This is a genomic window from Halomonas sp. HL-93, assembly GCF_900086985.1.
GTDB lineage: Bacteria > Pseudomonadota > Gammaproteobacteria > Pseudomonadales > Halomonadaceae > Vreelandella.
In genome coordinates this window covers 820,090-843,597 of sequence record NZ_LT593974.1, presented here as the reverse complement: position 1 = coordinate 843,597, position 23,508 = coordinate 820,090, and the positions used below count along the sequence as shown (strand labels likewise).

Here is a 23,508-nt window from a genome sequence, read left to right as displayed (position 1 = left end):
ATAGCGAGCTATCGACACGCTAGAGCACTGCAGAAATAAACTGCTTTAGCTCTGGCGTTTGCGGATTGCCGAACAGCTCGCTGGGGGCGCCCTCTTCATGGATGCGCCCCTGGTGCATAAATACTACGCGGTCGGCCACGTCACGGGCAAAGCTCATCTCGTGGGTGACCAGAATCAGCGTCATACCCTCGGCCGCCAGGGCTTCCAATACGCGCAGTACTTCACCGACCAGCTCAGGATCAAGCGCCGAAGTTACTTCATCGCAAAGCATGACTTTGGGGCGCATGGCGAGCGCCCGGGCGATGGCTACCCGCTGCTGCTGCCCACCGGAAAGCTGCGCCGGATAGGCATCATACTTATCCGATAGGCCGACTTTCTCAAGCACTTCATGGGCGATTTTCTCAACCTCAGCCCGCTCCTCACCACGCACCACAATGGGTGCTATACAGACGTTTTCTCCCACGGTTTTATGGGGAAACAGGTTAAAACTTTGAAACACCATGCCAACATTTTCACTTAGCTCTTTGGGCGACATCGACGTCGCATCCAACTGCTTATCGGCAATGGTAATCTGGCCGCTGTCGTGTTTTTCAAGCTGATTCAGGCAGCGCAGCAAGGTACTTTTACCCGAACCGCTGCGACCAATAATCGCCACCACTTCGCCTTGCGCCACCGAAAGATTAATGCCTTTCAGCACTTCCAAGTCGCCAAAGGCTTTATGAACGTTATCAACGTAGACCAGCGTCATAGAGCTTTTTCTCCAGATAGCGCGCGTAGCAGGAAAGTGGGTAGCACAGCGCGAAGTAAAGCAGAGCCACAAGGGCAAAGATGGTGAAAGGTTCAAAGGTAGCGTTATTGAGCATGGTGCCGGCCTTGGTCAACTCCACAAAGCCAATGATCGACGCCAGGGCCGTGCCTTTAATGACCTGTACCGAGAAGCCTACCGTAGGGGGAATCGAGAGGCGTAGCGCCTGAGGTAAAATGACATGTCGCATGGTTTGGAAGTAGTTCATCCCCAGCACCCGCGCCGCGTGCCACTGCCCTTTGGAGACCGCTTCCAAACAACCACGCCAGATGTCGCACAGAAACGCGCTGGTAAATAGCGTAAGCGCAATGGAGGCCGCAAGCCATGCTGAAATCTGATGCCCCATGGCGGCAGCGCCAAAGAAGATCAAAAACAGCTGCATCAGCAGTGGTGTACCCTGGAAAAGATCAACATAGAGTGACGTTAAACGCTGCAGCCAGCGGTTGCTTGAGAGGCGCATGAAGGTCAACAGCAAGCCCACCGTGGCACCGCCTAAAAAGGCAATCAGCGACAACAGTATGGTCCAGCGAGTCGCCAGCAGCAGGTTGCGCAAAATATCCCAGAAGGTGAACTCAATCATCGTTGCTCTCCTTGCTGATAGGCGAATACGCGCTTGCCCACCAGCATAAAGCTGCGCCGCATGCCAAAGGCGAGAAGCAGATAGATCAGCGTGATCAACAGGTAGACTTCAAAGCTTCTGAAGTTACGCGACTGAATAAAATTCGCCGCGTAAGTGAGGTCAAATACCGAAATCTGTGACACCACCGCCGAGCCCAGCATGACGATAATTGATTGGCTGATCAGTGCGGGATAAACCCGCGCAAAGGCGGGCACAAGCACCACATGGCGATAGCTTTGCAGCGTGGTCATGCCCAGCGCTCGGCCAGCCTCTAACTGACCTATCGCCGTTGCACTAATTCCAGCGCGTAGAATTTCGGCACTGTAGGCGGCCAGGTTAAGCGTCATGGCGATAAACGCCGCGGTAATGGCATCAATTTTGATGCCGAGCCCTGGTAGCCCAAAGAAGATAAAGAACAGCTGCACGATAAAGGGTGTATTGCGGGTCAATTCGACATAACCGCCGAGCCCCCAGCGTACCCATGGCTGCGCATTCACGCGTAGATATGCCACGGCCACGGCCAGCGCTAGCCCGGTTAAGGTGGTCACCACGGTCAAAATGACCGTGGTGGTAATACCTTTAAGCAACTGACCGATGTAGGGCAACAGGGTAAGAAAATCGAGCGTTGGCCCCATGATAAACCTCAGCTGCCGAAGTTTTCAGGTAGGTCGGCGCTGAACCAGCGCTGAGACATCTCATTCAAGGTGCCATCTTCCAATCCTTGAGCGATCAGGCGGTTCACTTCTTCCATCAACGCGGGCTCATCTTTATTCATCCCTACGTAGCAGGGCGAGTCTTTGAGCTGGTAAATCAGCGAGGGCGCACGGTCGCTATTGCGCTCGGCGATCTCAGCGGCCACAACATTACCTGTTGCGACGTAGTCGACCTGGCCGGAAAGGAACGCAGAAATAGTCGTGGCGTTATCCTCAAAGCGTTGCACCGTGGTCGAGTCTGGGGCAATCTCAGAAAGCTCCATATCCTCTACGGCACCACGGGTGACACCGATAGTTTTGTCGGCTAAGCCTTCTGGGTCATCCACTTTCTCATCCGCATCTGCGCTAAATACGCCTAAAAAGAACGGGGCGTAAGCATCAGAAAAATCAATCGCCGCTTCCCGCTCAGGGTTCTTACCCAGACTGGAAATCACTAGATCCGCCTGACCGGTCTCTAAATAAGGAATGCGGTTGGCGCTGGTCACGGTGATTAGCTCCACCTCAACGCCCATCTCCTCAGCGAGATAGTTGGCCATATCAATATCGTAGCCACGTGGCTCCATATCGGTACCCACCGAGCCAAACGGTGGAAAATCCTGCGGCACCGCAATTTTGATAGTGCCTCGCGATTCAATATCCTCCAGCGCATCAGCATGCGCAGCAGTAGTCGTTAGCGCGCCAAAAGCGACGATACTCGTCGCCAAGAGACGAAGGGACTTATATTTGAGGTAGCGGGTTAAGGGGCGCATGAAGCTCTCCTGCAGTGACTGAGTTGAAACATTCAATGACGCTAAATGAAAGCTTTGTTGCATATAAAGCCATCAAGAAACGTTCGTTTCACATCAAAGCAAAAGCAGGGCCAGTGCATTAACAATGCTTATAGAACATAGTATTAAGCATCAAGCACGCATCTCTCGATCAGCTGTTGCAGCAACACCCAGCTGGCTCACGCAACGAATTGGTGCAAAATTTGACGCTCAGCCAGCAAGCTTGCACTACTAAATGATCACGTTAGGAAGGCGTAGCGTTCCAATCGACGCTCATGATATGGGACTCGAGCTCATCCAGCTCGTGATAGTGGTCGCTGATGATCCCAATGCGTTCACGCCCTTCCGCCAGACGTTGATGCAGCACCGCATTGGCAATCAGGCAAATAAGGCTATTGGCAGTAGCGTAACTATCGAAGGCCGAAAGACTTTCCAGCGGTGTTTCCAGATACCAGGTAACTTGGGGGGCAAAATTCACCGCGGTAGGGTCGGCTATCATCACGACCTGAGCGGGGGAGCGCTCAAGCACATTTACCAGGCTTTCAAACGCAGACGGGCGGCGGCGGAAGCCAAATAGCACCACTACATCCTGCGCGGTTAAATCCACAATATCCTCTGCCAGCGATTGATTGGGCTGGGGCGCCAGACGCACCTTTGGTCTGGCTTGAATCAATTGCTGACGAAAATGCAGTGCCAATGGATAGCTATTGCGAAATCCAATCACCACCACCTGTGAAGCCTGGGCCAGTTGGCTGGTGAGCGCCGCAAAATCGGCAGCGACAATCGTACTGACGCAACGCTGCAGGTTCTCCTTCTCCCGCTGAACATGACGCTGAAATGGCGAGCCGCTGTCTTCCTGCATTGCCTGGGCATCAATTACCAGTGGCACACCTAAATTACGCAGCTGTCGCGCGTGCGCCTTTACTGTGCGGTAGCTTTCAAAACCCAGTCGCTTAAATAAGCGGCTAACCGTGGATTTCGATACGCCAGTTAGGCGAGCCAGATCAGCCGCGCTATACACGGCTAAATCGTCAAAATGGTCGAGTATGAAGCTAGCAACGCGCTGTTCCTGGGCGCTGAGTGCATCGTACTGAGCGGCAATCCTCTGTCCGATATGAGGCGTCATGGCTTCCTGTCTATCAAATTATCAATCGTCCGCTGTAGGGTGGTGCTCGGCCCAATGGCGGGCGATGTCTACCCGGCGCGCCACCCATACACGGTCATGGGTTTCGATGTAATCGAGAAAACGCTGTAGCGCGCGAAAACGCCCTGGGCGGCCCAGCAAACGGCAGTGCATGCCCACCGATAGCATTTTCGGTGCCTCCTCCCCTTCAGCATAAAGCACATCAAAGGCGTCACGCAGGTAGTTAAAGAAATGATCCCCCGTATTGAAGCCTTGGGGAGCGGCAAAGCGCATATCGTTGCTGTCCAACGTGTAGGGCACGATTAGATGCTGATGCTCATGGCCTTGGCTATCGGCCACCTGCGTCCAGAATGGTAAATCATCGCCGTAGTAGTCGCTATCGTAGAGGAAACCTCCCTCGTCCAACACCAAGCGCCGGGTATTAGGGCTATCGCGGCCGGTATACCAACCCAGCGGTTTTTCTCCATACAGCCGCTGGAAGATATCCATGGCCTTCTGCAGATGTTCCCGTTCCACGTGCTCGGGCACTTCCTGGTAATGAATCCAGCGGTAGCCATGGCAGGCGATTTCATGGCCCAGCTCTTTAAATGCCATGGCCGCTTCAGGATTGCGCTCCAGCGCCATCGCCACGCCAAATACCGTTAGCGGCAACCCCCGTCGCTCAAACTCGCGCAGAATTCTCCATACCCCAACGCGGGAGCCGTATTCGTAGATGGACTCCATACTGAGATGACGTTCAGGGAAGGCCGGGGCGCCAATAATTTCTGATAAAAACTGCTCTGAGCCAGTATCACCGTGGAGGACACTGTTTTCCGCGCCTTCTTCATAATTTAAGACAAACTGCACAGCAATTTTGGCCTTACCCGGCCAATTGGCGTGGGGTGGCGTACGCCCGTAACCGATCAAGTCACGGGGGTAATCGCGGGACGTCATGGGCAGCTCCTTCCGTTAATCCTGTCTTTGGTCACGAATAACGCAACCAACAATTTGTATACAAAATAGCCTGCTCAAAACTCAACCGCAACGCTTAGGGTCGCTAGCGGTCTGAGTTGACAGTATTTTTTGTCTTTTAACAAGCGTAAAGCCTTCTAAAAGTTGAACAATCGGTCAACCAATTGATTGATATATGACGTGATTTGCTACTTGCGGTGGGCAAAAAATCACCCTATTTTGTATACAATAACTTTTAAATTGTTCACCTAATATTGTGTACTTTGCGACCAAAAGGAGAACTGGGTGGCCCACATCCGACTGATTAACCCCAATACCACGGCCTCGATGACGGCCTCGATTTATCGTGCCGCCAACGACTATGCCGCCTCAGGAACCCACGTTAGCGCCTGTCAGCCGGAGGCAGGGCCGGTCTCGATTGAAAGCCATTTTGATGAAGCCGTCAGCGCCGTCGGCGTTGCTCAGGAAGTCATCAAGGGCGAGCAGGAAGGCAACATTGACGCCTACGTTGTGGCCTGTTTTGGCGACCCTGGGCTGCTTGCCGCCCGCGAACTGACCCGCGCTCCGGTGGTGGGCATTGCCGAAGCCGCGTTTCATATGGCGACGCTGATCAGCACCCGATTTTCGATTGTTACCACGCTCGGCCGAACCGGCATTATTGCCGAGCACCTGCTGGAACAGTACGGCTTTCGTCATCATTGTCGACGCATTCGCGCCGCTGAAATTCCCGTACTGGACCTTGAGCACCACCCGGAAGCCGCCTATCGGCGCATTGTGCAGGAGTGCTGCCGTGCCCGCGACGAGGATGGCATTGGCGCCATTGTGCTGGGCTGCGGGGGCATGGCAAACCTCACCCAGGAAATCAGCCGCGAGGTAGGCCTGCCCGTTGTTGAAGGCGTGAGCGCGGGGCTCAAGCTTGCCGAATCCCTGGTCGGGCTGGGGCTCTCGACCAGCAAGCACGGCGATTTAGCTTACCCGCGCCCCAAACCGTTTACCGGTCAGTTTGCCGATTTCTCCAATCTAACGCTACCGCCCGGAGGCTAACCCACGCGACACCATCACGATGCCAGCCAATAACAATCAAAGCATCGGAAACACACGCCAGCCGCAAGCATCCCCAGCATCGCTGAGGGTCAATAACAGCAATCTTGCGAGGACGACACCATGAGTGCATCACCATCGGGTCTGACATCAGACGACCCAGCAACCATCGCACCCAGCGATGGGCGGAAAAGCCTAGGCGACGAATCGCTCGCGCCGCAAAAAACCCGGATAATGGGGCGCGCCTCTTATTTTCTGGCCTGGTTTGGCGGCTGCGTGTCCATTGGCACCTTCGCCATGGGGTCAAGTGTTGTCGGCACGCTCAACCTGATTCAGGCCACGCTGGCGATTGCCATTGGCTGCTTTGTGATCGGCATTGCCTTGGCGCTCAACGGTGCCGCTGGCTATAAATATGGTATCCCCTTTATGGTCCAGGCGCGCAGCGCTTTTGGCTTTGCGGGTACCCGCCTGCCGGGGCTGGTTCGCGCAGTACCGGCAATTGTGTGGTACGGCTTTCAAAGCTGGATTGGGGCCGGCGCGCTGAACATGGTATCGGCCACGCTGTTTGGCTTTGATAACGTCGTGTTCTTCTTCATCGCCTTCCAACTGCTGCAAATTGCCCTGTCGGTCACCGGCTTTCAGGGCATCAAATGGCTGGAAAATATCGGCAGCGGTTTCATTTTAGTGTCGCTGGTGTACATGTTTGTGGCCACAATTCAGCGCTATGGCGATGAGCTTTCGGCCAATATGCTGACCATGGAAGGCTCCTGGGGCATGCCGTTCTGGGGCGCGACCATGCTGTTTTTGGGCATCTACAGCACCATGATGCTCAACGTCAGTGACTACTCGCGTGAACATAAAGCTGGCTCGGGGCCGGGCTTACTCACCACCCTTTACGCCATGTCGATTCTGCCCTGTACGCTGTTCATGGGCCTGATTGGCTTTATGGTCTCGGAAGCCACCGGCACCGCCGACCCTATCGAGGTATTCGCCAACGCGGTGGATAACACGCCGCTGTTGATGACCACGCTGCTGTTTATCGCCTTTGCCCAGGTCACCACCAACGTATTGAATAATGTCGTCCCGCCCACCTACGTATTGATGGACGTCTTCAAGATCAAGTTTCCGATTGCAACCGTGATTGTTGGCCTGCTGGCCTTTGCCACCTTCCCCTGGAAGTTGGTTCAGCCAGGCTCAGCCGCTGGCTTGCAACTTTTCGTGCAAACCTACTCGGCGTTTCTTGGCCCCATCTTTGCCATTTTGGTGGTCGATTATTACGTGATTCGTCGCCGCACGCTGGACATCAGCAAGCTGTATGACGCCAACGGGCCGTATCAAGGGGTGAATATCGCCGCGCTGATTGCCACCGCCGTTGGCATCGTGGCCGCCCTGCTGTTCTCGGCGGTTTCTTGGTACGCAAGCTTAATTCCCGCAGGCGTGACCTATTACCTGCTGATGAAACATTGGGCACCTTGCCAACGTTTTTGTCAGTAAGCCCCGGTGCCGCCAAGCACTGGCGGCGTTGCACACCCGAGCAAGGTGAACACAATGAACGAGACACACCACGACGATTCGCTATCGATCCAACACATGGACCCCACGCTTTACAACCAAGACCTGGCACCGCTTAAGCCTGAAGCACGAACCTGGGGCGCGTTTGAGATATTCAACGTGTGGTCAAACGATATTCAGAGTTTGTTTGGCTACACCCTCGCCGCCTCGCTATTTCTCAGCTACGGCTTGAATGGTTGGGCGGTGATGGTGGCGATAATTTTGGCCGGGGTTATCGTGATGGGGCTGGTTAACCTGACCGGCAAACCCAGCGTCAAATATGGCATTCCCTTTCCGGTAATGGTGCGCGCCAGCATGGGCGTACGCGGTGCTAATCTGCCTGCCATGCTGCGCGCCATCGTGGGGATTTTCTGGTATGGCGTGCAAACCTACTTTGCCTCCACCGCCATGACGCTGCTGCTCACTGCGTTGTTCGGCGGCGAGGGCAACGCTACGTTCTTGGGCTTATCCCCCATGGCCTGGATATCGTTCGTCATTGTGTGGCTGTTTCAGATTGCGATTTTTTGGTCGGGAATCGAGCGCATCAAGCACTTTTTAAACTGGGCGGGGCCACTCGTTTACCTAGTGATGATCGCGCTGATGATGATTGTTTGGGTCCAGGCGGGTAGCGAACTCTTGCCAGCGATTGGCACGATTTTTAGCGGTGCCGAGGCCGACGATACCACCCCGGGCGTTAACGCTTTTTTCGCCATTGTTGGCACCATGGTGGCCTACTTTGCGGCAGTGGTAATTAACTTTGGCGACTTCACCCGCTTTGTGAAAACCGAGCGGCAAATGAAATTGGGCAACCTGCTGGGCTTGCCGCTCAACGTGGCGTTTTTCTCGTTTATCGCGCTGATCATTACCGCGGGCACCTTGGTGCTGTTTGGCGAGGCGCTGACCAACCCATCTGATATTGTCGAGCGGGTAGACAGCCTGCCGCTAACCATCGTGGCCGCCCTAACCTTTTTTGCCGCCACCGTGGGCATTAACCTGGTTGCCAACTTTATCCCCCCCGCCTATGACCTTGCCAACCTGTTCCCTAGCAAGATCAGCTTTAAGATTGGTGGGTTGATTACGGCAATTATCGCGTTTTTCGTTGGCGCGCTGTGGGTCTCGGTGATCAGCCAGATTGGCGTACCGGGGTTTGTGAATGCGCTGGGGGCTATTGTTGCCCCGTTTTACGGCATCATCGTGGTTGACTACTACCTGATTAAGCGCCAACAGTTGAATATGCAGGAGCTATTCTCATCCGACCCCAACGGTGCCTACTACTACACCAACGGCTGGAATACCCGTGCGCTGATCGCTTTTGGCGTGGCGGCACTGTTCTCGCTTTCCACCGTACTGGTTCCAGCGTTGGCCAGCCTCAACGGCTACGGCTGGCTGCTTGGCGCTGGCCTGGGTGGGCTTTTCTACTACGGTTTAATGCGTCAGTTTAAGGCTGCGCCTGCGTTGGCTGAGCAGTAGACAAGCGGGTCGACACTAGCTGATTAAAAGCGCATACAAGCGCCACCGGTTTTGCCGATGGCGCTTTTTTTGGCGCGGGCTGACTAGCTACCTTGGAAACTGTCGGCAATCTGCCTGAACCATATCTTGCAACTCATTTTTCGGTATTCATGCTCAGCTAATAGTCTGATGAATCATGGGTTTCCCAGAATTCTTTTTCTTCGGCCTCATTCTTGAACTCAGGCATCTTTTTTAGGTTGCTCATAAACAGCCCTCTCCTTTCGGTGCATCTAGCGGGCGGAGGTTACAACTAGTGATTCTTCTCCAGCGCCAGATGATTGTCTATTTCCTTTATCTTGTCCTCCGTGTGGTGATTGACGTAGAGCACCGTGGTTTCTTTGCCTTCACAAATTTTCTCGATGAGGGCGAGAACCAGTTGGCGGTTCATATCGTCCAGGCCGAGGCAAGGCTCGTCTAGAATCAACAGTGGCGGGTGTTTCACCATGGCACGGGCGATAAGTAGCAGTCGCTGGTCGCCGTAGGAGAGTTTGTTAAAGGGCTGATCGGCGCGCTCTTGCATGCCCAGTAGTTCGAGCCACTGGTCGGCGATTTTTTTCTGATGATCGGTGGCTTTTGTGTATACGCCGATGCTGTCGTAGAAGCCTGAAATAATCACGTTTTTGCAGCTGGTGCTGACGCGATACTCCCACTGCAGGGCGGTGGAGACATAGCCGATAAACTGCTTGATCTGCCAGATGCTTTCGCCGTTACCGCGCTGGAAGCCAAACACGAAAATATCATTGGTGTAGCACTGTGGATGATCCCCCGTGATCAGGGACAAGACGCAGGTCTTGCCACTTCCGTTAGGGCCGCTCAGCTGCCAGTGCTGGCCCTGCTCTATCGTCCAATCCAGCTTATCGACAATGACGGTATCGCCGTATTGGATCGTCGCTTGTTTGAGCTTCACTAACGGCTGGCTGGGGTCGAGGGCGGGTAATTTAGTGGCTGGGTCGGCCTCGGGCAGGCTTAGGTCGGCGGTTTTCAGATGCAGCAATTGGTACAGCTCATTGAAGGCGGCTTCATCCTGACGGTCTACGGTGAACGCTAGTCGTCCACTATCTCCCCGCTTCTTATCCCCTGGCTTCTTATCCCCTGGCTTTTTCTCCAAGCGCTCTTTATCCAGATAGGCCACATGCGTGATGAAGTCCGGCATTTCATCAAAGCGGTTCAGCACCATCACCATGGGAACGGTGTCGATGATGGAGGCAAGATGGGCTTGCAGCATGGCGAGGGTGTCGACATCCAAACCATCAAACGGCTCGTCTAAAATAAGCAAGTCCGGCTTGCTCGCCAGCGCGCGAATCAGCATGACCTTGCGGGTTTCGCCCGTGGAGAGTTTACGAAAGGCGCGGTCGAGCAGTTTGGTCAGCCCGAACTTTTCGACCAGCTCGCTTGCGAGCTCAGGGTTTTGGCACTGCTCGAAAATCATTTCACTAACGGGTGTGCCAAGTGAAATGACATCCATGATATCGGCATCGTCTTTTTTCAGCTCTTTGGCGATAAGCTCGGCTTGCGCTTCGAAAGAGACCAACCCAACGTTGTTGGGAAGCCCTTGAACCGTGCCCGATTCAATTTTACCAACGCCAGCCAGCGCCGCCGCCAGGGCCGATTTGCCTGAGCCATTGGTGCCCGTAATGACCCAATGCTGGTGGGCCTCGATGATCCAATCAATCTCGCTTAGGGTGAAGCGATCATCAAAACTGATTGTCGCTTTGTTTAGCTGAATACGCTCTAAGCGGCTTGAAGGCTCCATCGATATATTCCTTACGGTGTTAAATAAATCAGAGACAAAAAAGCCGAGAATATCGTGGCGATATCTCGGCTTTATAGATGACTTAGCGGTCTATCATTTAATCAGCCGATTAAACGATCCTCTTCATGTCCGCCATGTGGCCGCGAAGCACTGCGCCAACGGCTTCTACCGGGTGGGCGCGAAGCGCTTCGTTGACTTCGATCAAACGCGCGTTATCAACGCCGTTGTCGTCTACATCCAGGCCTTTACCGATAACATCGGATTTGATGCCTTTCATAAAGTCAGCCAATAGCGGCACGCACGCGTGGTTATAGAGGTAGCAACCGTATTCCGCGGTGTCAGAGATGGTCGCGTTCATTTCGTACAGCTTCTTACGCGCGATGGTGTTGGCGATCAGCGGCGTTTCGTGGAGCGACTCGTAGTACGCGGACTCGGCGATGATGCCCGCCGCCGTCATGGTTTCGAAAGCCAGCTCAACGCCTGCCTTAACCATTGCTACCATCAAGATGCCGTTGTCGAAGTATTCCTGCTCGGTAATTTCTACGTCACCCGCAGGGGTTTTCTCGAAGTTGGTTTCTGCGGTTTCGGCACGCCATTTGTGAAGGTTAGCGTCATCGTTCGCCCAGTCTTCCATCATCGTGTGCGAGAAGTGACCGCTCATGATGTCGTCTTGGTGCTTGTTGTAGAGCGGACGCATGATGTCTTTCAGCTCTTCAGCAAGATCAAAGGCTTTGATCTTCGCTGGGTTAGAAAGACGATCCAGCATGTTGGTCACGCCGCCGTATTTCAATGCTTCCGTGATGTTTTCCCAGCCGTACTGAATCAGCTTAGCGGCGTAGCCAGGTTCGATGCCTTCTTCGATCATTTTGTCGAAGCAAAGGAGAGAACCGGTTTGCAGCATGCCGCAAAGGATCGTTTGCTCACCCATCAGGTCGGACTTAACTTCCGCGATGAAAGAGGACATCAATACGCCGGCCTTGTGACCGCCAGTACCCACCGCGTAGGCTTTTGCCAGGGCAAGGCCTTCGCCTTTAGGATCGTTGGCTTCGTGAACAGCGATCAAAGTGGGAACGCCAAAACCACGCACGTATTCAGCACGAACTTCAGAGCCTGGACACTTGGGCGCCACCATGATGACGGTTAAGTCATCACGGATTTTCATGCCCTCTTCCACGATGTTGAAACCGTGGGAGTAAGACAGGCAAGCGCCCTCTTTCATCAACGGCATGACCGCCGTTACGACAGACGAGTGCTGTTTATCGGGCGTCAGGTTCAATACAACGTCTGCCGTGGGGATCAACTCCTCGTAGGTACCTACAACAAAACCGTTCTCGGTGGCGTTTTTCCAAGACTGACGTTTTTGTTCAATGGCCTCAGGGCGCAGTGCGTAAGAGACATCTAAGCCGCTGTCGCGCAGGTTTAAGCCTTGGTTAAGGCCTTGGGCGCCACAACCGATAACGACCATTTTTTTGCCTTTCAGCGCGTCGACCCCATCGGCGAATTCCGAGCTGTACATGAAACGACATTTCGCCAGCTGCTCCAGCTGTTCGCGCAGAGATAAGGTATTGAAATAGTTAGCCATCTTTAACGTCCTGATTGGTGATCGTACGGTCGATGTCGCTACACCGACACGCGAAGTGTGACACGGCCGCTCCATACAGGCTTCAGCGCCATGTTAGTAAAGCCAATCTACCGAAACACGACCATTTCTTAAATTGATATATTTGCAACAGCATGTCCCTTTTTTTGCAAAACTCAATTATCATGGCGTTTATGAATTTTAAAATTTTAAAACAGTTCCTTGCCTTGGCAGAAACCCTGCATTTTGGGCGCGCAAGCGATGAGTGCTACGTCAGTATTTCTGCCCTGTCGCGCAACATCCGGCATTTGGAAGAGGAGCTGGGCGTGTCGCTGTTTAATCGCGACAACCGTACCGTGGTGTTGACCCAAGAGGGGCAGAAGTTTCTCAAGTACGCCCGCGATGCCAGCAGCCAATGGAATTTGATTCGTCATGAATTAACCGACAATCCTGATCAATTAAGCGGTGAAATCAGCCTGTATGGCTCCGTCACCGCCAGCTACAGCTTTTTGCACGAACTGCTGCGGCGCTTTCGCATTGCCTACCCGATCATTGAAATCAAGCTGCGCACGGGGGATCCAGAACACGCTATTGCGCATGTTCTGGACGGTAAAGAGGATCTTAGCATCGCGGCCCAGCCTGCCAACTTGCCGCGTGGCCTGGCGTTTAAATCCATTGCCACGTCGCCTTTGCTGTTTATTGCCCCGCTTGATCAGCAGGTGCCGAATGTACCAACGAGCACGCCAACCACACCGCAAGAGTGGGCGAGCATCCCGATGATTCTATCGGAGAGTGGTGTCTCCAGAGCCCGTGTGGATGAGTGGTTTCGCCAGTTGGATGTCTCCCCACGCATTTATGCCCAGGTCACCGGTAATGAAGCCATTGTGAGTATGGTGAGTTTAGGCTTTGGCATTGGCGTGGTGCCCAAAATCGTCCTCGACAACAGCCCCTTGGTAGATCGCATTCGTGTGCTCGACGTGACGCCGGAACTGGAGCCCTACGATATTGGTTTGTTTACCCTAACGAAAAACCTAAAAAACCCGTTGGTCGACGCGTTTTGGCGCTTGATGTAAGGCCTACTTAATTTAAGCCCTGAGCGCAGTTTTTAGCGATCCGACACAACCGCTCTCACCCCCCAAATATCTGCTGCAGGTCCGGTACGGTGTCTTCTTCCTCGACCATCGAGAGCGAGGCTTCGATGGCTTTCAGATGCCGGCTCATAAAGGCTCGGGCGCGCTCATCGCTGCCTGATTCCAGATAGCCAATAAGATCGTCGTGGTCGTGGGATTCACAGCCCAAGTGGCCAGGGTGGCCATAGACGGCCAAAATCAGCGACGAGCGAGAACAAAGCCGTTCAACAAAGGCCGCCAGGGTCGCATTGCCCGAAAGCTGCGCTAAGCGCACGTGAAAATCCGCCGAGAGTCGAATGGCGACGCTCTGCTCGCCGTTTCGCAACGCCTGGCGCTCGCGCTGAGCCATATCGCGAAGTTCGCGGGCGTCCTGCTCAGTGATGCGCCTTGCCACGTCAGGCATTAATCCGCACTCGATCAACTGGCGCGCGTCGAACACATCCTTCGCTTCATCAGCGGTGGGTCGGGTAACACTGGCACCGCGGCGCGGCGTTAGGGTCACCAACTGCTCCAGCGCCAGCCGCTGCAATATCTTGCGAATCCCGGTACGGCTGATGTCAAACACATCGGCCAGGGCATCTTCGCGCAGCCTTGCACCGGGCTTCAGTCGCTGTTCTACAATGGCGTCGCTTACCGCACGATAAATCGCTTCGTGACGCTCATCGCCCTCCGCTTTCGACGCGGGTCGCTTAACAACCGCCTGCGCATCGCTCATGGATTCTCCTCGTGGTTCATTCCTCCCAGGCGGCAATGGTATCGCGTTCTTCATCGCTCATCTTGGTTAAGTTGCCTAGCGGCATGTAACGACTCTCGACGACCTGCTGAATAGCCTCTTTCTGGGCCAGCATGTCGTCCCAGTCATCGAACGCATAGTCGGCCGGCGGGGCTGAGAAACCCTCATGCTCGGGATCGCGTGCGTGACACTGCACGCAGTGCTGCTCAATCAAACCGCTGATTTGCGCCTGATCTGGCCCTTCTCTACCGTCAGCGTCACCAGGCGCGGAAGCACTGGGTGCAGCTACCCAAAACGCTAATACAATAAGCCCCACACCGACAGCGGAATACGCCGGCTGGGTTTTGCCTGCATGCATCAAGACAAAGAATTGACGGATCAACGCACCGGCAAAAATGAACAGTACCATCACGACCCATGCAAGCTCGTGGGAGTAGATAAACGAATAGTGATTACTCACCATCAACAGCACGACCGGCAGCGTGAAGTAAGTGTTGTGTACCGAGCGTTGCTTGCCGCGCTTGCCATCCAGCGGGTTAGGCGCATCGCCTGCTTTCATGGCTTTTACCATGCGGCGCTGGCCGGGAATAATCCAGAAGAAGACATTCGCCGACATCGCCGTCGCCATCACCGCCCCGGTAAGCAGAAAAGCCGCACGGCCGGTGAACATTTGCGTGCTTAGGTAGGCAACCACAACCATCATTACAGCAACCGCTACGCTAAGCAGGCCGTCACGATCCATATTGGGGCTAATGCGCTTGCACAACTCGTTATACACCACCCAGCCGCCGAATAAGAAAAGCAACGCCAGTAGATTAGCCTGCCAGCCGGTCATGCTGGCGGCCCACTGCCAGGGGCTATCCGGGTTTACCAGATAAAAGCCAGGATTGACCATGTAGAGGATGACAAACAGGGCAAATCCGGAAAGCCAGGTGGTATAGGCTTTCCAGAACGACCAATGTAGGTCGTTGGGAAGTTTGTCAGGTGCCGTAGTGTACTTCTGGTTATGATAAAAGCCGCCGCCATGTACGGCCCACATCTCGCCAAAAATCCCCTTCTGGCGGTCCGTTTCTGCCTTTGGCGTGCGCAGGCTGTTATCCAGCATCACAAAGTAGATGGATTCACCAATCCAGGCGATCGCTGCAATAACATGCAACCACCGCAGCAGGACATTAACCGCGTCGATCAAATACGCTTGCATCAAAGGCCTCCGCTATTAGCTGCCACGGTAGGTCGAGTAGCCATACGGCGAAAGCAATAGCGGCACGTGGTAATGCTGATGAGCGTCCGCTACACCGAAGCGGATGGGGATGACGTCGAGAAAACGCGGCTCAGTGGCCTCCACCCCTTGCGCGCGAAGGTAGTCACCCGCATGAAAGCAAAGTTCGTACTCGCCGGGCGTTAAGGCCTCACCCTCGAGGAGCGGCGCATCGCAACGACCATCTTGGTTGGTGGTCACCGTGCGTATATGCTGACGTTCGCTGCCGTTCAATCGTAGGATGTCGATGGCAATACCTTGGCCAGGGCAGCCGCGTGCGGTATCCAACACGTGGGTAGTCAGACGTCCCATGATGGCTCCTTATTGCTATTGTGTATTATATGGATGGCTTTAGAGTACCGTCAGCTTGCTTTATTGTATACATAGAGCCATCACAGACTTAGCTTAGCCTGGAGCCACCATGTCGTCACATCACGCCGCGTTGTGTTTACACCCCCGCCCAAGTGAGTTATCGCTTAATGCGTTTATCGACCACTATGGCGACATCTACGAGCATTCACCCTGGGTGGCACAAGCCGCTTGGGAAGCCGGGCTAACCTCCGCCCACGACGCCCCCGATACGCTTGCTGACTTAATGGGACTCCAACTGCAGCAGGCAAGAAGCGGGCAGCAGATTAGTGTCATTCAGGCCCACCCGGACCTGGCAGGCAAGGCGGCTTTAGCAGGCGAGTTGACGCAGGATTCTACTAGCGAACAGGCAGGCGCGGGGCTTGATCAATGCTCCCCAGAAGAGTTTGCCCGCTTTGAGGCGCTTAATGCCAGCTACAAGGAAAAATTCGGTTTTCCTTTCGTAATCGCCGTTAAAGGTCTTGATCGACACGCCATCTTACAGGCGTTTGCCGAGCGCCTCGATAATGACGCCGCGACGGAACGGAGAACTGCCATTGAGCAAATCATTCGTATCGCGCGTCTGCGACTGCGTGCGCGAGCAGAGCAAAAAGCGTAAGAGACTTACCCTTCTGCTCACTTTATATACGGATATACAAAAACTGCGCCCTTAAAAGAGCGCAGTGATTAACCCAAGCGATTAAGCGTTAGCGGCTAGACTTACTGCTTAGCCGTTTCTACCGCTTTCTTGGTGGTGTCTTCGGCCATTTTCTGGCTGTCTTTCATGAAGCTTTGGCTGATGGAAGTAACTTTCTCGCCATCGCCTTTCATACGCTCCAAAAGATCACTGGCAGTTTTCTGCTGGCTTTCCAGTGCCTTTTTGAAGCTGTCGGCATCTTTCACGTCCAGCCAAGTGCGGGCCTGGGCAACACTCAGGTCCGAGTAAGCACGAACAGCGTCGAGCTGCGCGCTTACGATCTGATCGTAGTAGTCCAGTGCCGTCAGCGTGTAAGAACGCATCGGCGATACAAAGATGGACTCGACTTGCTGGCTGGTTTTTTCGGCGGCTTTGTTCATTGCACTATCTCCTTAGGAGTGAGTAACGACATAGGCGCGCCTTGAAATGGGAACATCGATAAGGTCGGCGCCTTTGCTACACCACACGTTAGCAGTCACTTTTGTGCAGTGCAACATAAATTTTAGTACTAGGCTAAATCCCTCACTGTAGTGGCCTTACTGGCAAGGCCATCGTGAACGGCCAACATGCGTTGAAACCACTGATCAATGTCATCTCCTGCCTCTACCAGCGCCTCAAGCGACACAGTGTAAGCCCACATCATACTGCCAAATAACAAGTAATCAGCACCGCTTGGGGTATCACCATCAAGAAAGTCGCTTTCTTTCAGCTGGGCATAAACCGGGGCCAGCGCTTGCTTGAGCTGCGCACGCCCCTGCTCTGGCTGATGGAACGCTTCCAGTGTGCAGCCAAATCGCGCTTCGCGGGTTTCGCGGAAGTAGTCACGGTCGTCGGGATGGATCGCCGCCAGTAAATCCAGCGCAACAATCTTAAACAGCGCTGGCGTCACGCTACGTTCGACGTAATGCTTGAAGAAGCGTGCCCGTTGATAGCTGGCACCTTGGCCAAAAAGCGGCGCCTGGGGATAGGCATCGTCCAGATAGCGCATGATATCAAAGCTATCGGTAACGACTTGCTCACCATCGACGAGCACCGGCACTTTATCGTGCTTGGCGAACGCCAGTGCTTCTTTCTCCAGAAACCGCCAAGGCCGAGTGGTAAACTCGAGACCTTTATGGGCCAGTGCCATCCGTACCCGCCAGCAAAAAGGCGAGAACCGTAACCGCTCGTCACGGCCGCATAAATCATAAAGCTGTCTTGGCATCATAAATCTCTCTTGGTTGAAAGAGTCCCGTCATACCTCTAAATGAACAATAGCATTCACTATGGGTCATTCGTTTTACCACGCTATGCCATTAACGTTCGATAATAGGCGCTCACGAGGACTGTCTATTAGTCTAATGGATAGCACTCGAAACTTACTCACCGTACGCCTTTAAAGCCAAATAAAAACAATAAGTTATAAACTAAACCCTTAATTAAAACTTAACGTTTAGCGTGTTTTCTATTGGTATTACCAATTTTCCAATAGTAGTCATCTCTCCAGCAGCGCCGTATCTTTCACAGTGACGCCAAAAGCCGCGATGCGGCTTGTCATCATTGTGGAGCATACGATCAATAACAAGGGGTAGTTCGTCCCATGAATGAATCAATCCTTGCACTTCTGGCATTCACGCCGCTGCTGTTAGCGGGGGTGTTGCTTATTGGCTTTAAAATACCGGCCAAGATAGCCATGCCCATCGTTTTTATCACTGCGGCCATCATCGGCCTTACCGCTTGGGATATGTCCTTTTCGCGGATTGTCGCCTCAACCATCCAAGGACTTATCCAAACGGCGGGGCTGTTGTGGATTATTTTTGGTGCGATCCTGCTGCTCAACACGCTTAAGCACTCAGGTGGCATCACCGCCATCCGTAACGGGTTCTCGGGGATCAGCCCCGACCGTCGTGTTCAAGCGCTGATCGTCGCATGGTTGTTTGGTTGCTTTATTGAAGGTGCCTCTGGTTTCGGCACCCCTGCCGCTGTGGCTGCACCGCTGATGGTAGCCTTGGGCTTCCCAGCGCTGGCAGCTGTCGTGGTGGGCATGATGATCCAGTCCACGCCGGTATCGTTTGGTGCCGTCGGCACGCCGATTGTCGTAGGTGTGGGTAGCGGCCTTGACCGCGCAGGCATCACCTCTGACTTGGAATCAGCTGGCTCTACATGGGACGTATTCTTCCAGCTAGTGACCAGCGAAGTGGCCATCACCCACGGTATTGTAGGCATCTTAATGCCGCTGATTCTGGTCACTGTGATGGTCCGCTTCTTCGGTGCCAACAAGTCGTGGAAAGAAGGGCTTTCAATTACTCCTTTCGCCATCTTTACCGGCATTTGTTTTGTAGTGCCTTACATGCTGGTGGGCGTGTTCCTCGGCCCGGAATTCCCCTCGATGATCGGGGCGATGGTCGGTCTGGCAATTGTGGTCCCTGCCGCGCGCAAGGGCTTCCTGCTACCTAAAGACACCTGGGACTTTCCTGAAGCCAGCTCCTGGCCCGACGAGTGGATCGGCAACCTGCAAATCAAGCTTGATGACGTTGCAGGCAAAGCTCCCATGTCCACCTTTAAAGGTTGGATACCCTACGTACTGCTGGCGCTGTTCCTGGTCGCTTCAAGCACCATTGAACCGCTGAAAGCCGCACTGAACTCGCTGAGCCTGGGTTGGACAAACATCCTTGGCGAGGAAGGCATCAGCGGCAGCGTTGAGCCGTTTTATCTGCCGGGCGGTATCATTCTTGCGGTGGTGTTTATCACCTACTTCCTGCACCAGATGAATGGCCGCAAGATTAGTGCCGCGATTTCAGAGTCGACCAAAACGATATTTGGCGCAGGCTTTGTATTGATCTTCACCGTGCCGATGGTGCGCATACTGATCAACTCGGGCGTTAACGGCGCAGACCTCGTCTCAATGCCGGTAATGATGGCCCAGGCGGTGGCTGATAGTGTTGGCGGTGTATATCCGTTCTTTGCACCTGCAGTCGGCGCCATGGGGGCCTTTATCGCCGGCTCGAACACCGTCTCCAACCTGATGCTTGCCGAGTTCCAGTTCAGCGTTGCTGAATCTCTCGGGCTGTCCACTGCGATGATGGTGGCACTGCAAGCGGTAGGTGCGGCAGCAGGTAACATGATTGCGATCCACAACGTGGTCGCGGCATCCGCCACTGTTGGCCTACTCGGCCGCGAAGGGGCGACGATCCGTAAAACGATCCTGCCGACTATCTATTACCTGGTGTTTACCGGCCTGATTGGCTTGATCGCCTTCTATGTATTGGGGGTTACCGACGCGCTCATGTGATGTTGAATCCCTGTTTTATGAGCAAAACAAAAACCCCAGGCCAAGGCCTGGGGTTTTTTATACGCAATGAAAAATTAGCCGATGCGTTTCAACTGATCGGCGTGGCGCCGACCTCGCTCGACGTAGCCCTGAGCATTTTTCTTCATACCGGCCACGGCCTCTTCGGAAAGCTCCCGCACGACCTTGGCAGGCGAGCCAACGATCAACGAGTTAGGCGGAAATACCGCGCCTTCCTTAATAAAGGCACCGGCACCCACCAGGCTATTCTCACCAATCACCGCACCATTGAGCACTACCGCCTGAATACCGATTAAGCAGCCATCGCCAACGGTACAGCCGTGCAGCATGGCCTGATGCCCGACCGTCACGCCTTTGCCCACCTTAAGCGGAAAGCCTGGGTCCGCGTGCAGTACGGCGCCGTCCTGAATATTGCTCTCTTCGCCCACCTCAAGGTGCTCAGTGTCACCACGTAACACCGCCTGGTACCACACGCTTGAGCGTGCCTTTAAGGTCACCTGACCGATAACATCCGCCGTTTCGGCGATGTATACGTCGTCCTGAATATCTGGGCGATGCTCTCCGTATTGATAAATGGCCACATTGACCTCCTGGGTTATTGTTCGTACTCAGGCTAGCGCTTGTTCCAGCAATCGAGCAACGTGCATCGCTTCCCGACCGCTGCCATCATGAATCTGATGGCGACAGCTGGTGCCATCGGCAATCAGTACCGCATTGCTATCCGCCTGACGAATCGCAGGCAGGAGCGAGAGCTCCGCCATCTGCAGCGACGCCTCATAGTGCTCGGCTTCGTAGCCGAAGCTGCCGGCCATCCCGCAGCAGGAGGACTCGATCGTTTCGACCTTCAATTCCGGTATCCAGCCCAGCACCTGCTCGACGGGACGCAGCGCATCAAACGCCTTTTGATGGCAGTGGCCGTGTAGCATCGCCCGTTCGTAGTTTAGCGGCTTAAGTTCAAGGGGAAGCTGATCCGCCGCACGCGCTTTGACCAAAAACTCTTCAAACAGATAGGCGGATTCCGACAACGCCTTCGCTTCTTCGCCAAATCCGTACTGCAGAAACTCATCACGCATACTGAGCAAACAAGAGGGCTCCAGGCCTACTATCGCCACGCCCCGCTCTACAAACGGCATCAGGTGATCAAGGGTACGCTTGGCTTCAGCCTTGGCCTTATCAAACTGACCCGATGATAAATAGGTTCGCCCGCAGCAGAGTGGCCGCTTTCCTTGGGTCACGTTGAGATGCACACGGTACCCCGCGGCTTCCAGCACCCGCTTGGCCGCTTTGGCGTTGTCACCTTCCATATAGTTATTGAAGGTATCCACAAACAGCAGCACTTCACGCTCTGAGGTAACGGTGTGGTTAGACGCCTCGGCACTGGCAAGGAAATTACCGTTAAACACCGGCAGCGAGCGCTGGGGAGCGAGTTTTAGCGCCTGCTTGATCTGTTTAGCCAGGAAGGGCACGCGCTCAACGCCGTTGACCAACGATGAAAACTTGCTAGCCCAGGGCGCGTAGCGCGGCATTTCCCCAACCATCCGGTCACGTAGCGATAAGCCTTTGACGCGGGCGCGAGCGGTGCGGGCTTCAATCTTGAACTTCGCCATATCCACGCCGGTGGGACATTCCCGCTTGCAGCCCTTGCATGACACACAGAGATCCAGCGCTTCTTTTACATCGTCGCTGGCTAGCCCCGCCTCTCCCAACTGACCCGAGAGCACCAGGCGCAGCGTATTGGCCCGGCCTCGGGTCAAGTGCTGCTCATCCTTGGTAACGCGGAAACTCGGACACATAGTGCCTGCATCAAACTTACGGCAGTGGCCGTTGTTGTTGCACATCTCGACCGCCATGGCCAAGCCGTGGGTGGCATCGCCGCCTGAGCCAGGCGGTGTTTGCTCACCGGTGAGTGGGTCTCGCTTCACGTTCCAGGCAGACCAATCAAATACCGGGGTTAGTGGAATTGTGGTGTAGCTTTTAGGAAAACGAAAATAGCGCTCGTCATCCATTTTGGGGGTATCGACGATTTTGCCTGGATTGAACAGGTTTTCAGGGTCAAACAGCTGCTTAATTTCGCGAAAAGCATCGTTGACCGTTTCGCCAAACTGCCATGCCACCCACTCGCCACGGCAGATGCCGTCGCCATGTTCGCCGGAGTAGGCGCCTTTGTATTCACGCACTAACGCGGAGGCCAGCTCGGCAATTTCGCGCATTTTCGTTGCGCCATCCCGGCGCATATCGAGAATCGGCCGCACGTGCAGCGTGCCGACACCGGCGTGAGCGTACCAGGTACCCTCCGTTCCGTAGCGGTTGAACACCTCGGTGAGCTTGTCGGTGTACTCAGCCAGGTGCTCCAGCGGCACCGCACAGTCTTCAATAAAGGAGACCGGCTTACCGTCGCCTTTCATGCTCATCATGATATTGAGCCCGGCTTTGCGCACGTTCCATAGCGCTTTCTGCTCGGCGGCTTCGGGCATATCCACGACGCTGCCCGGTAGGCCCAGATCACCCATCAATTCATTAAGCCCGCGTAGCGCTTCAAGCTGCGCTGCATGATCCTGACCGGCAAACTCCACGAGAAGAATGGCTTCCGGCTTGCCGATTAGCGCTTTTTCAATGACCGGGCGGAACGCAGGGTTCTCAAGCGAAAGATCGATCATGGTGCGATCAACCAGCTCCACCGCCGTGGGGCCGAGCTTGACGATATGCTGGGTGAAATCCATCGCCTGATAGAAGGTCGGGAAGTTCACAACTCCCAGCACCTTCTGCTCGGGCAGCGGTGACAGCCGGAGTTTGATGCGCTGGCTTACCCCTAGCGTTCCTTCCGAACCCACAAGCAGGTGGGCCAGGTTGGAGCGGTGGTCTGGGTCGTAAGGCATCGGGTTCTGGCAGTCGAACAAATCCAGGTTGTAGCCACCCACCCGGCGCAGCACTTTAGGGAAATGATCACGAATTTCCGGGGCAACGCGCTCGGCGATCGCCCTCACCTTTTGAGCGAGGCGCTGCTCTTGAGAGCCTTCCGCGAGGCTATCGACAAAACCAAAACTCGCCGCGCTGCCGTCAGCCAATAGCGCCTCCACGCCCAGCACGTTGTGCACCATGTTGCCGTAGAAGATCGAACGCGAGCCGCAGGAGTTATTGCCCGCCATACCGCCGATGGTGCACTGCGCGCTGGTGGAAACATCCACCGGATACCAGAGCCCGTGGGGTTTTAGCCAAGCGTTGAGATGATCCAGCACCATGCCGGGCTCGACCACCACGGTGCGCGCCTCGGCGTCGAACTCAACGATGTCATTGAGCCAGCGAGTGGTGTCGATCACCAGCGCCTCACCGACGGTTTGGCCACACTGGCTGGTGCCTGCGCCGCGAGCCAATATCGGCACCTTGGCATCACGGGCAATATCCAGGGCAATTTTCAGGTCCTGCTGATGGCGGGGAATCACCACGCCCACCGGCGTCACCTGATAAATAGAAGCATCGGTGGAATAGCGCCCCCGGGTGGCTTGATCAAACAGCACCTCACCCGACATTTCTCGGGATAACCGCTCGGCGAATTCGCCGAGCGGCTGAATCTTGGCATCACGGGACGGGTGTTGGTTCGTCAGAGACGTCATATGGTTCTCC

General features: G+C 54.7%; 22 protein-coding genes. 6 read left to right on the top strand and 16 right to left on the bottom strand.

All coding sequences use genetic code 11. The annotated features are described in order from the left end of the window. Positions 1-19: 19 nt before the first annotated feature. From GA0071314_RS03795 to puuE, 6 genes are all read right to left on the bottom strand, one after another. Positions 20-748, bottom strand: a complete 729-nt coding sequence (locus GA0071314_RS03795) for an amino acid ABC transporter ATP-binding protein (RefSeq protein ID WP_074395383.1) — start codon at positions 746-748, stop codon at positions 20-22. Further along, positions 729-1,385, bottom strand: coding sequence for an amino acid ABC transporter permease (locus tag GA0071314_RS03790; protein WP_074395382.1), 657 nt, complete (start codon positions 1,383-1,385; stop codon positions 729-731). Before GA0071314_RS03790 ends, GA0071314_RS03795 begins: the two co-directional genes overlap by 20 nt. Further along, the gene (locus GA0071314_RS03785; protein ID WP_074395381.1) at positions 1,382-2,059 is read right to left on the bottom strand and encodes an amino acid ABC transporter permease; all 678 of its coding nucleotides are present in this window, start codon (positions 2,057-2,059) and stop codon (positions 1,382-1,384) included. Before GA0071314_RS03785 ends, GA0071314_RS03790 begins: the two co-directional genes overlap by 4 nt. A gap of 8 nt (positions 2,060-2,067) precedes the next feature. Continuing rightward, positions 2,068-2,886 carry a transporter substrate-binding domain-containing protein gene (locus GA0071314_RS03780; RefSeq protein ID WP_074395380.1) on the bottom strand — a complete coding sequence of 273 codons (819 nt, stop codon included), beginning with the start codon at positions 2,884-2,886 and terminating at the stop codon, positions 2,068-2,070. A 262-nt stretch (positions 2,887-3,148) separates the two neighbouring features. Next, on the bottom strand, positions 3,149-4,030 hold the full coding sequence (locus tag GA0071314_RS03775) for a MurR/RpiR family transcriptional regulator (protein WP_074395379.1): 882 nt from the start codon (positions 4,028-4,030) through the stop codon (positions 3,149-3,151). A gap of 21 nt (positions 4,031-4,051) precedes the next feature. Further along, positions 4,052-4,981: an allantoinase PuuE gene (gene puuE, locus GA0071314_RS03770; protein WP_074395378.1), complete on the bottom strand. Its 930-nt coding sequence runs from the start codon at positions 4,979-4,981 to the stop codon at positions 4,052-4,054. 303 nt (positions 4,982-5,284) lie between these two features. On the opposite strand from puuE, the gene GA0071314_RS03765 reads away from it, so the two are divergent. The 3 genes from GA0071314_RS03765 to GA0071314_RS03755 all read left to right on the top strand — a co-directional run bounded on the left by GA0071314_RS03765 (position 5,285) and on the right by GA0071314_RS03755 (position 9,061). Next, the gene (locus GA0071314_RS03765; RefSeq protein ID WP_074395377.1) at positions 5,285-6,043 is read left to right on the top strand and encodes an aspartate/glutamate racemase family protein; all 759 of its coding nucleotides are present in this window, start codon (positions 5,285-5,287) and stop codon (positions 6,041-6,043) included. A 120-nt stretch (positions 6,044-6,163) separates the two neighbouring features. Further along, a complete protein-coding gene (locus tag GA0071314_RS03760) occupies positions 6,164-7,534 on the top strand; it encodes an NCS1 family transporter (RefSeq protein WP_074395376.1) in 1,371 nt (456 codons plus the stop codon). 54 nt (positions 7,535-7,588) lie between these two features. Continuing rightward, positions 7,589-9,061: an NCS1 family nucleobase:cation symporter-1 gene (locus GA0071314_RS03755; protein ID WP_074395375.1), complete on the top strand. Its 1,473-nt coding sequence runs from the start codon at positions 7,589-7,591 to the stop codon at positions 9,059-9,061. A 157-nt stretch (positions 9,062-9,218) separates the two neighbouring features. On the opposite strand, the gene GA0071314_RS03750 is transcribed toward GA0071314_RS03755, so the two are convergent. From GA0071314_RS03750 to ilvC, 3 genes are all read right to left on the bottom strand, one after another. Continuing rightward, entirely contained in the window at positions 9,219-9,287 is a 69-nt protein-coding gene (locus tag GA0071314_RS03750) for a CopG family antitoxin (RefSeq protein WP_231896540.1), read from the bottom strand. A 63-nt stretch (positions 9,288-9,350) separates the two neighbouring features. Further along, positions 9,351-10,853 carry a molybdate ABC transporter ATP-binding protein ModF gene (modF, locus tag GA0071314_RS03745; protein WP_074395374.1) on the bottom strand — a complete coding sequence of 501 codons (1,503 nt, stop codon included), beginning with the start codon at positions 10,851-10,853 and terminating at the stop codon, positions 9,351-9,353. Between the two features lie 109 nt (positions 10,854-10,962). Continuing rightward, the gene (ilvC, locus tag GA0071314_RS03740; RefSeq protein ID WP_074395373.1) at positions 10,963-12,435 is read right to left on the bottom strand and encodes a ketol-acid reductoisomerase; all 1,473 of its coding nucleotides are present in this window, start codon (positions 12,433-12,435) and stop codon (positions 10,963-10,965) included. Between the two features lie 191 nt (positions 12,436-12,626). On the opposite strand from ilvC, the gene ilvY reads away from it, so the two are divergent. Continuing rightward, positions 12,627-13,505, top strand: a complete 879-nt coding sequence (gene ilvY, locus GA0071314_RS03735; RefSeq protein ID WP_074398415.1) for an HTH-type transcriptional activator IlvY — start codon at positions 12,627-12,629, stop codon at positions 13,503-13,505. A gap of 55 nt (positions 13,506-13,560) precedes the next feature. Here ilvY and GA0071314_RS03730 read toward each other — a convergent pair whose 3' ends face one another. Genes GA0071314_RS03730 through uraH form a run of 3 tightly spaced genes read right to left on the bottom strand, consistent with a single transcriptional unit; the run spans position 13,561 to position 15,865 of the window. Continuing rightward, on the bottom strand, positions 13,561-14,277 hold the full coding sequence (locus GA0071314_RS03730; RefSeq protein ID WP_074395372.1) for a GntR family transcriptional regulator: 717 nt from the start codon (positions 14,275-14,277) through the stop codon (positions 13,561-13,563). A 16-nt stretch (positions 14,278-14,293) separates the two neighbouring features. Further along, the gene (locus GA0071314_RS03725; RefSeq protein WP_074395371.1) at positions 14,294-15,496 is read right to left on the bottom strand and encodes a urate hydroxylase PuuD; all 1,203 of its coding nucleotides are present in this window, start codon (positions 15,494-15,496) and stop codon (positions 14,294-14,296) included. Positions 15,497-15,511: 15 nt separating this feature from the next. Continuing rightward, positions 15,512-15,865 carry a hydroxyisourate hydrolase gene (gene uraH, locus GA0071314_RS03720; RefSeq protein WP_074395370.1) on the bottom strand — a complete coding sequence of 118 codons (354 nt, stop codon included), beginning with the start codon at positions 15,863-15,865 and terminating at the stop codon, positions 15,512-15,514. 109 nt (positions 15,866-15,974) lie between these two features. On the opposite strand from uraH, the gene uraD reads away from it, so the two are divergent. Beyond that, on the top strand, positions 15,975-16,520 hold the full coding sequence (uraD, locus tag GA0071314_RS03715) for a 2-oxo-4-hydroxy-4-carboxy-5-ureidoimidazoline decarboxylase (RefSeq protein WP_074395369.1): 546 nt from the start codon (positions 15,975-15,977) through the stop codon (positions 16,518-16,520). 101 nt (positions 16,521-16,621) lie between these two features. Here uraD and GA0071314_RS03710 read toward each other — a convergent pair whose 3' ends face one another. Beyond that, positions 16,622-16,978 carry a phasin family protein gene (locus GA0071314_RS03710; RefSeq protein ID WP_074395368.1) on the bottom strand — a complete coding sequence of 119 codons (357 nt, stop codon included), beginning with the start codon at positions 16,976-16,978 and terminating at the stop codon, positions 16,622-16,624. Between the two features lie 128 nt (positions 16,979-17,106). Further along, entirely contained in the window at positions 17,107-17,802 is a 696-nt protein-coding gene (locus tag GA0071314_RS03705; protein WP_074398414.1) for a glutathione S-transferase family protein, read from the bottom strand. Between the two features lie 375 nt (positions 17,803-18,177). Between GA0071314_RS03705 and GA0071314_RS03700 the strand changes: the two genes are divergently transcribed. Beyond that, positions 18,178-19,869: an L-lactate permease gene (locus tag GA0071314_RS03700; RefSeq protein ID WP_074395367.1), complete on the top strand. Its 1,692-nt coding sequence runs from the start codon at positions 18,178-18,180 to the stop codon at positions 19,867-19,869. Positions 19,870-19,943: 74 nt separating this feature from the next. On the opposite strand, the gene GA0071314_RS03695 is transcribed toward GA0071314_RS03700, so the two are convergent. Both GA0071314_RS03695 and GA0071314_RS03690 read right to left on the bottom strand, forming a co-directional pair. Further along, complete coding sequence (locus GA0071314_RS03695) at positions 19,944-20,468, bottom strand: gamma carbonic anhydrase family protein (protein ID WP_074395366.1); 525 nt, start codon at positions 20,466-20,468, stop codon at positions 19,944-19,946. Between the two features lie 27 nt (positions 20,469-20,495). Further along, positions 20,496-23,498, bottom strand: a complete 3,003-nt coding sequence (locus GA0071314_RS03690; RefSeq protein WP_082934195.1) for an FAD-binding and (Fe-S)-binding domain-containing protein — start codon at positions 23,496-23,498, stop codon at positions 20,496-20,498. Positions 23,499-23,508: the final 10 nt, after the last annotated feature.

Excerpts from the sequence above, each read along its gene's own strand:
- GA0071314_RS03790 (WP_074395382.1), bottom strand. The coding sequence starts at position 1,385 with ATGATTGAGTTCACCTTCTGGGATATTTTGCGCAACCTGCTGCTGGCG.
- GA0071314_RS03730 (WP_074395372.1), bottom strand. The coding sequence starts at position 14,277 with ATGAGCGATGCGCAGGCGGTTGTTAAGCGACCCGCGTCGAAAGCGGAG.
- GA0071314_RS03705 (WP_074398414.1), bottom strand. The coding sequence starts at position 17,802 with ATGCCAAGACAGCTTTATGATTTATGCGGCCGTGACGAGCGGTTACGG.
- puuE (WP_074395378.1), bottom strand. The coding sequence starts at position 4,981 with ATGACGTCCCGCGATTACCCCCGTGACTTGATCGGTTACGGGCGTACG.
- ilvC (WP_074395373.1), bottom strand. The coding sequence starts at position 12,435 with ATGGCTAACTATTTCAATACCTTATCTCTGCGCGAACAGCTGGAGCAG.
- uraD (WP_074395369.1), top strand. The coding sequence starts at position 15,975 with ATGTCGTCACATCACGCCGCGTTGTGTTTACACCCCCGCCCAAGTGAG.
- GA0071314_RS03690 (WP_082934195.1), bottom strand. The coding sequence starts at position 23,498 with ATGACGTCTCTGACGAACCAACACCCGTCCCGTGATGCCAAGATTCAG.
- modF (WP_074395374.1), bottom strand. The coding sequence starts at position 10,853 with ATGGAGCCTTCAAGCCGCTTAGAGCGTATTCAGCTAAACAAAGCGACA.
- GA0071314_RS03725 (WP_074395371.1), bottom strand. The coding sequence starts at position 15,496 with ATGCAAGCGTATTTGATCGACGCGGTTAATGTCCTGCTGCGGTGGTTG.
- GA0071314_RS03710 (WP_074395368.1), bottom strand. The coding sequence starts at position 16,978 with ATGAACAAAGCCGCCGAAAAAACCAGCCAGCAAGTCGAGTCCATCTTT.
- GA0071314_RS03795 (WP_074395383.1), bottom strand. The coding sequence starts at position 748 with ATGACGCTGGTCTACGTTGATAACGTTCATAAAGCCTTTGGCGACTTG.
- uraH (WP_074395370.1), bottom strand. The coding sequence starts at position 15,865 with ATGGGACGTCTGACTACCCACGTGTTGGATACCGCACGCGGCTGCCCT.
- GA0071314_RS03700 (WP_074395367.1), top strand. The coding sequence starts at position 18,178 with ATGAATGAATCAATCCTTGCACTTCTGGCATTCACGCCGCTGCTGTTA.
- GA0071314_RS03775 (WP_074395379.1), bottom strand. The coding sequence starts at position 4,030 with ATGACGCCTCATATCGGACAGAGGATTGCCGCTCAGTACGATGCACTC.
- ilvY (WP_074398415.1), top strand. The coding sequence starts at position 12,627 with ATGAATTTTAAAATTTTAAAACAGTTCCTTGCCTTGGCAGAAACCCTG.
- GA0071314_RS03755 (WP_074395375.1), top strand. The coding sequence starts at position 7,589 with ATGAACGAGACACACCACGACGATTCGCTATCGATCCAACACATGGAC.
- GA0071314_RS03760 (WP_074395376.1), top strand. The coding sequence starts at position 6,164 with ATGAGTGCATCACCATCGGGTCTGACATCAGACGACCCAGCAACCATC.
- GA0071314_RS03785 (WP_074395381.1), bottom strand. The coding sequence starts at position 2,059 with ATGGGGCCAACGCTCGATTTTCTTACCCTGTTGCCCTACATCGGTCAG.
- GA0071314_RS03780 (WP_074395380.1), bottom strand. The coding sequence starts at position 2,886 with ATGCGCCCCTTAACCCGCTACCTCAAATATAAGTCCCTTCGTCTCTTG.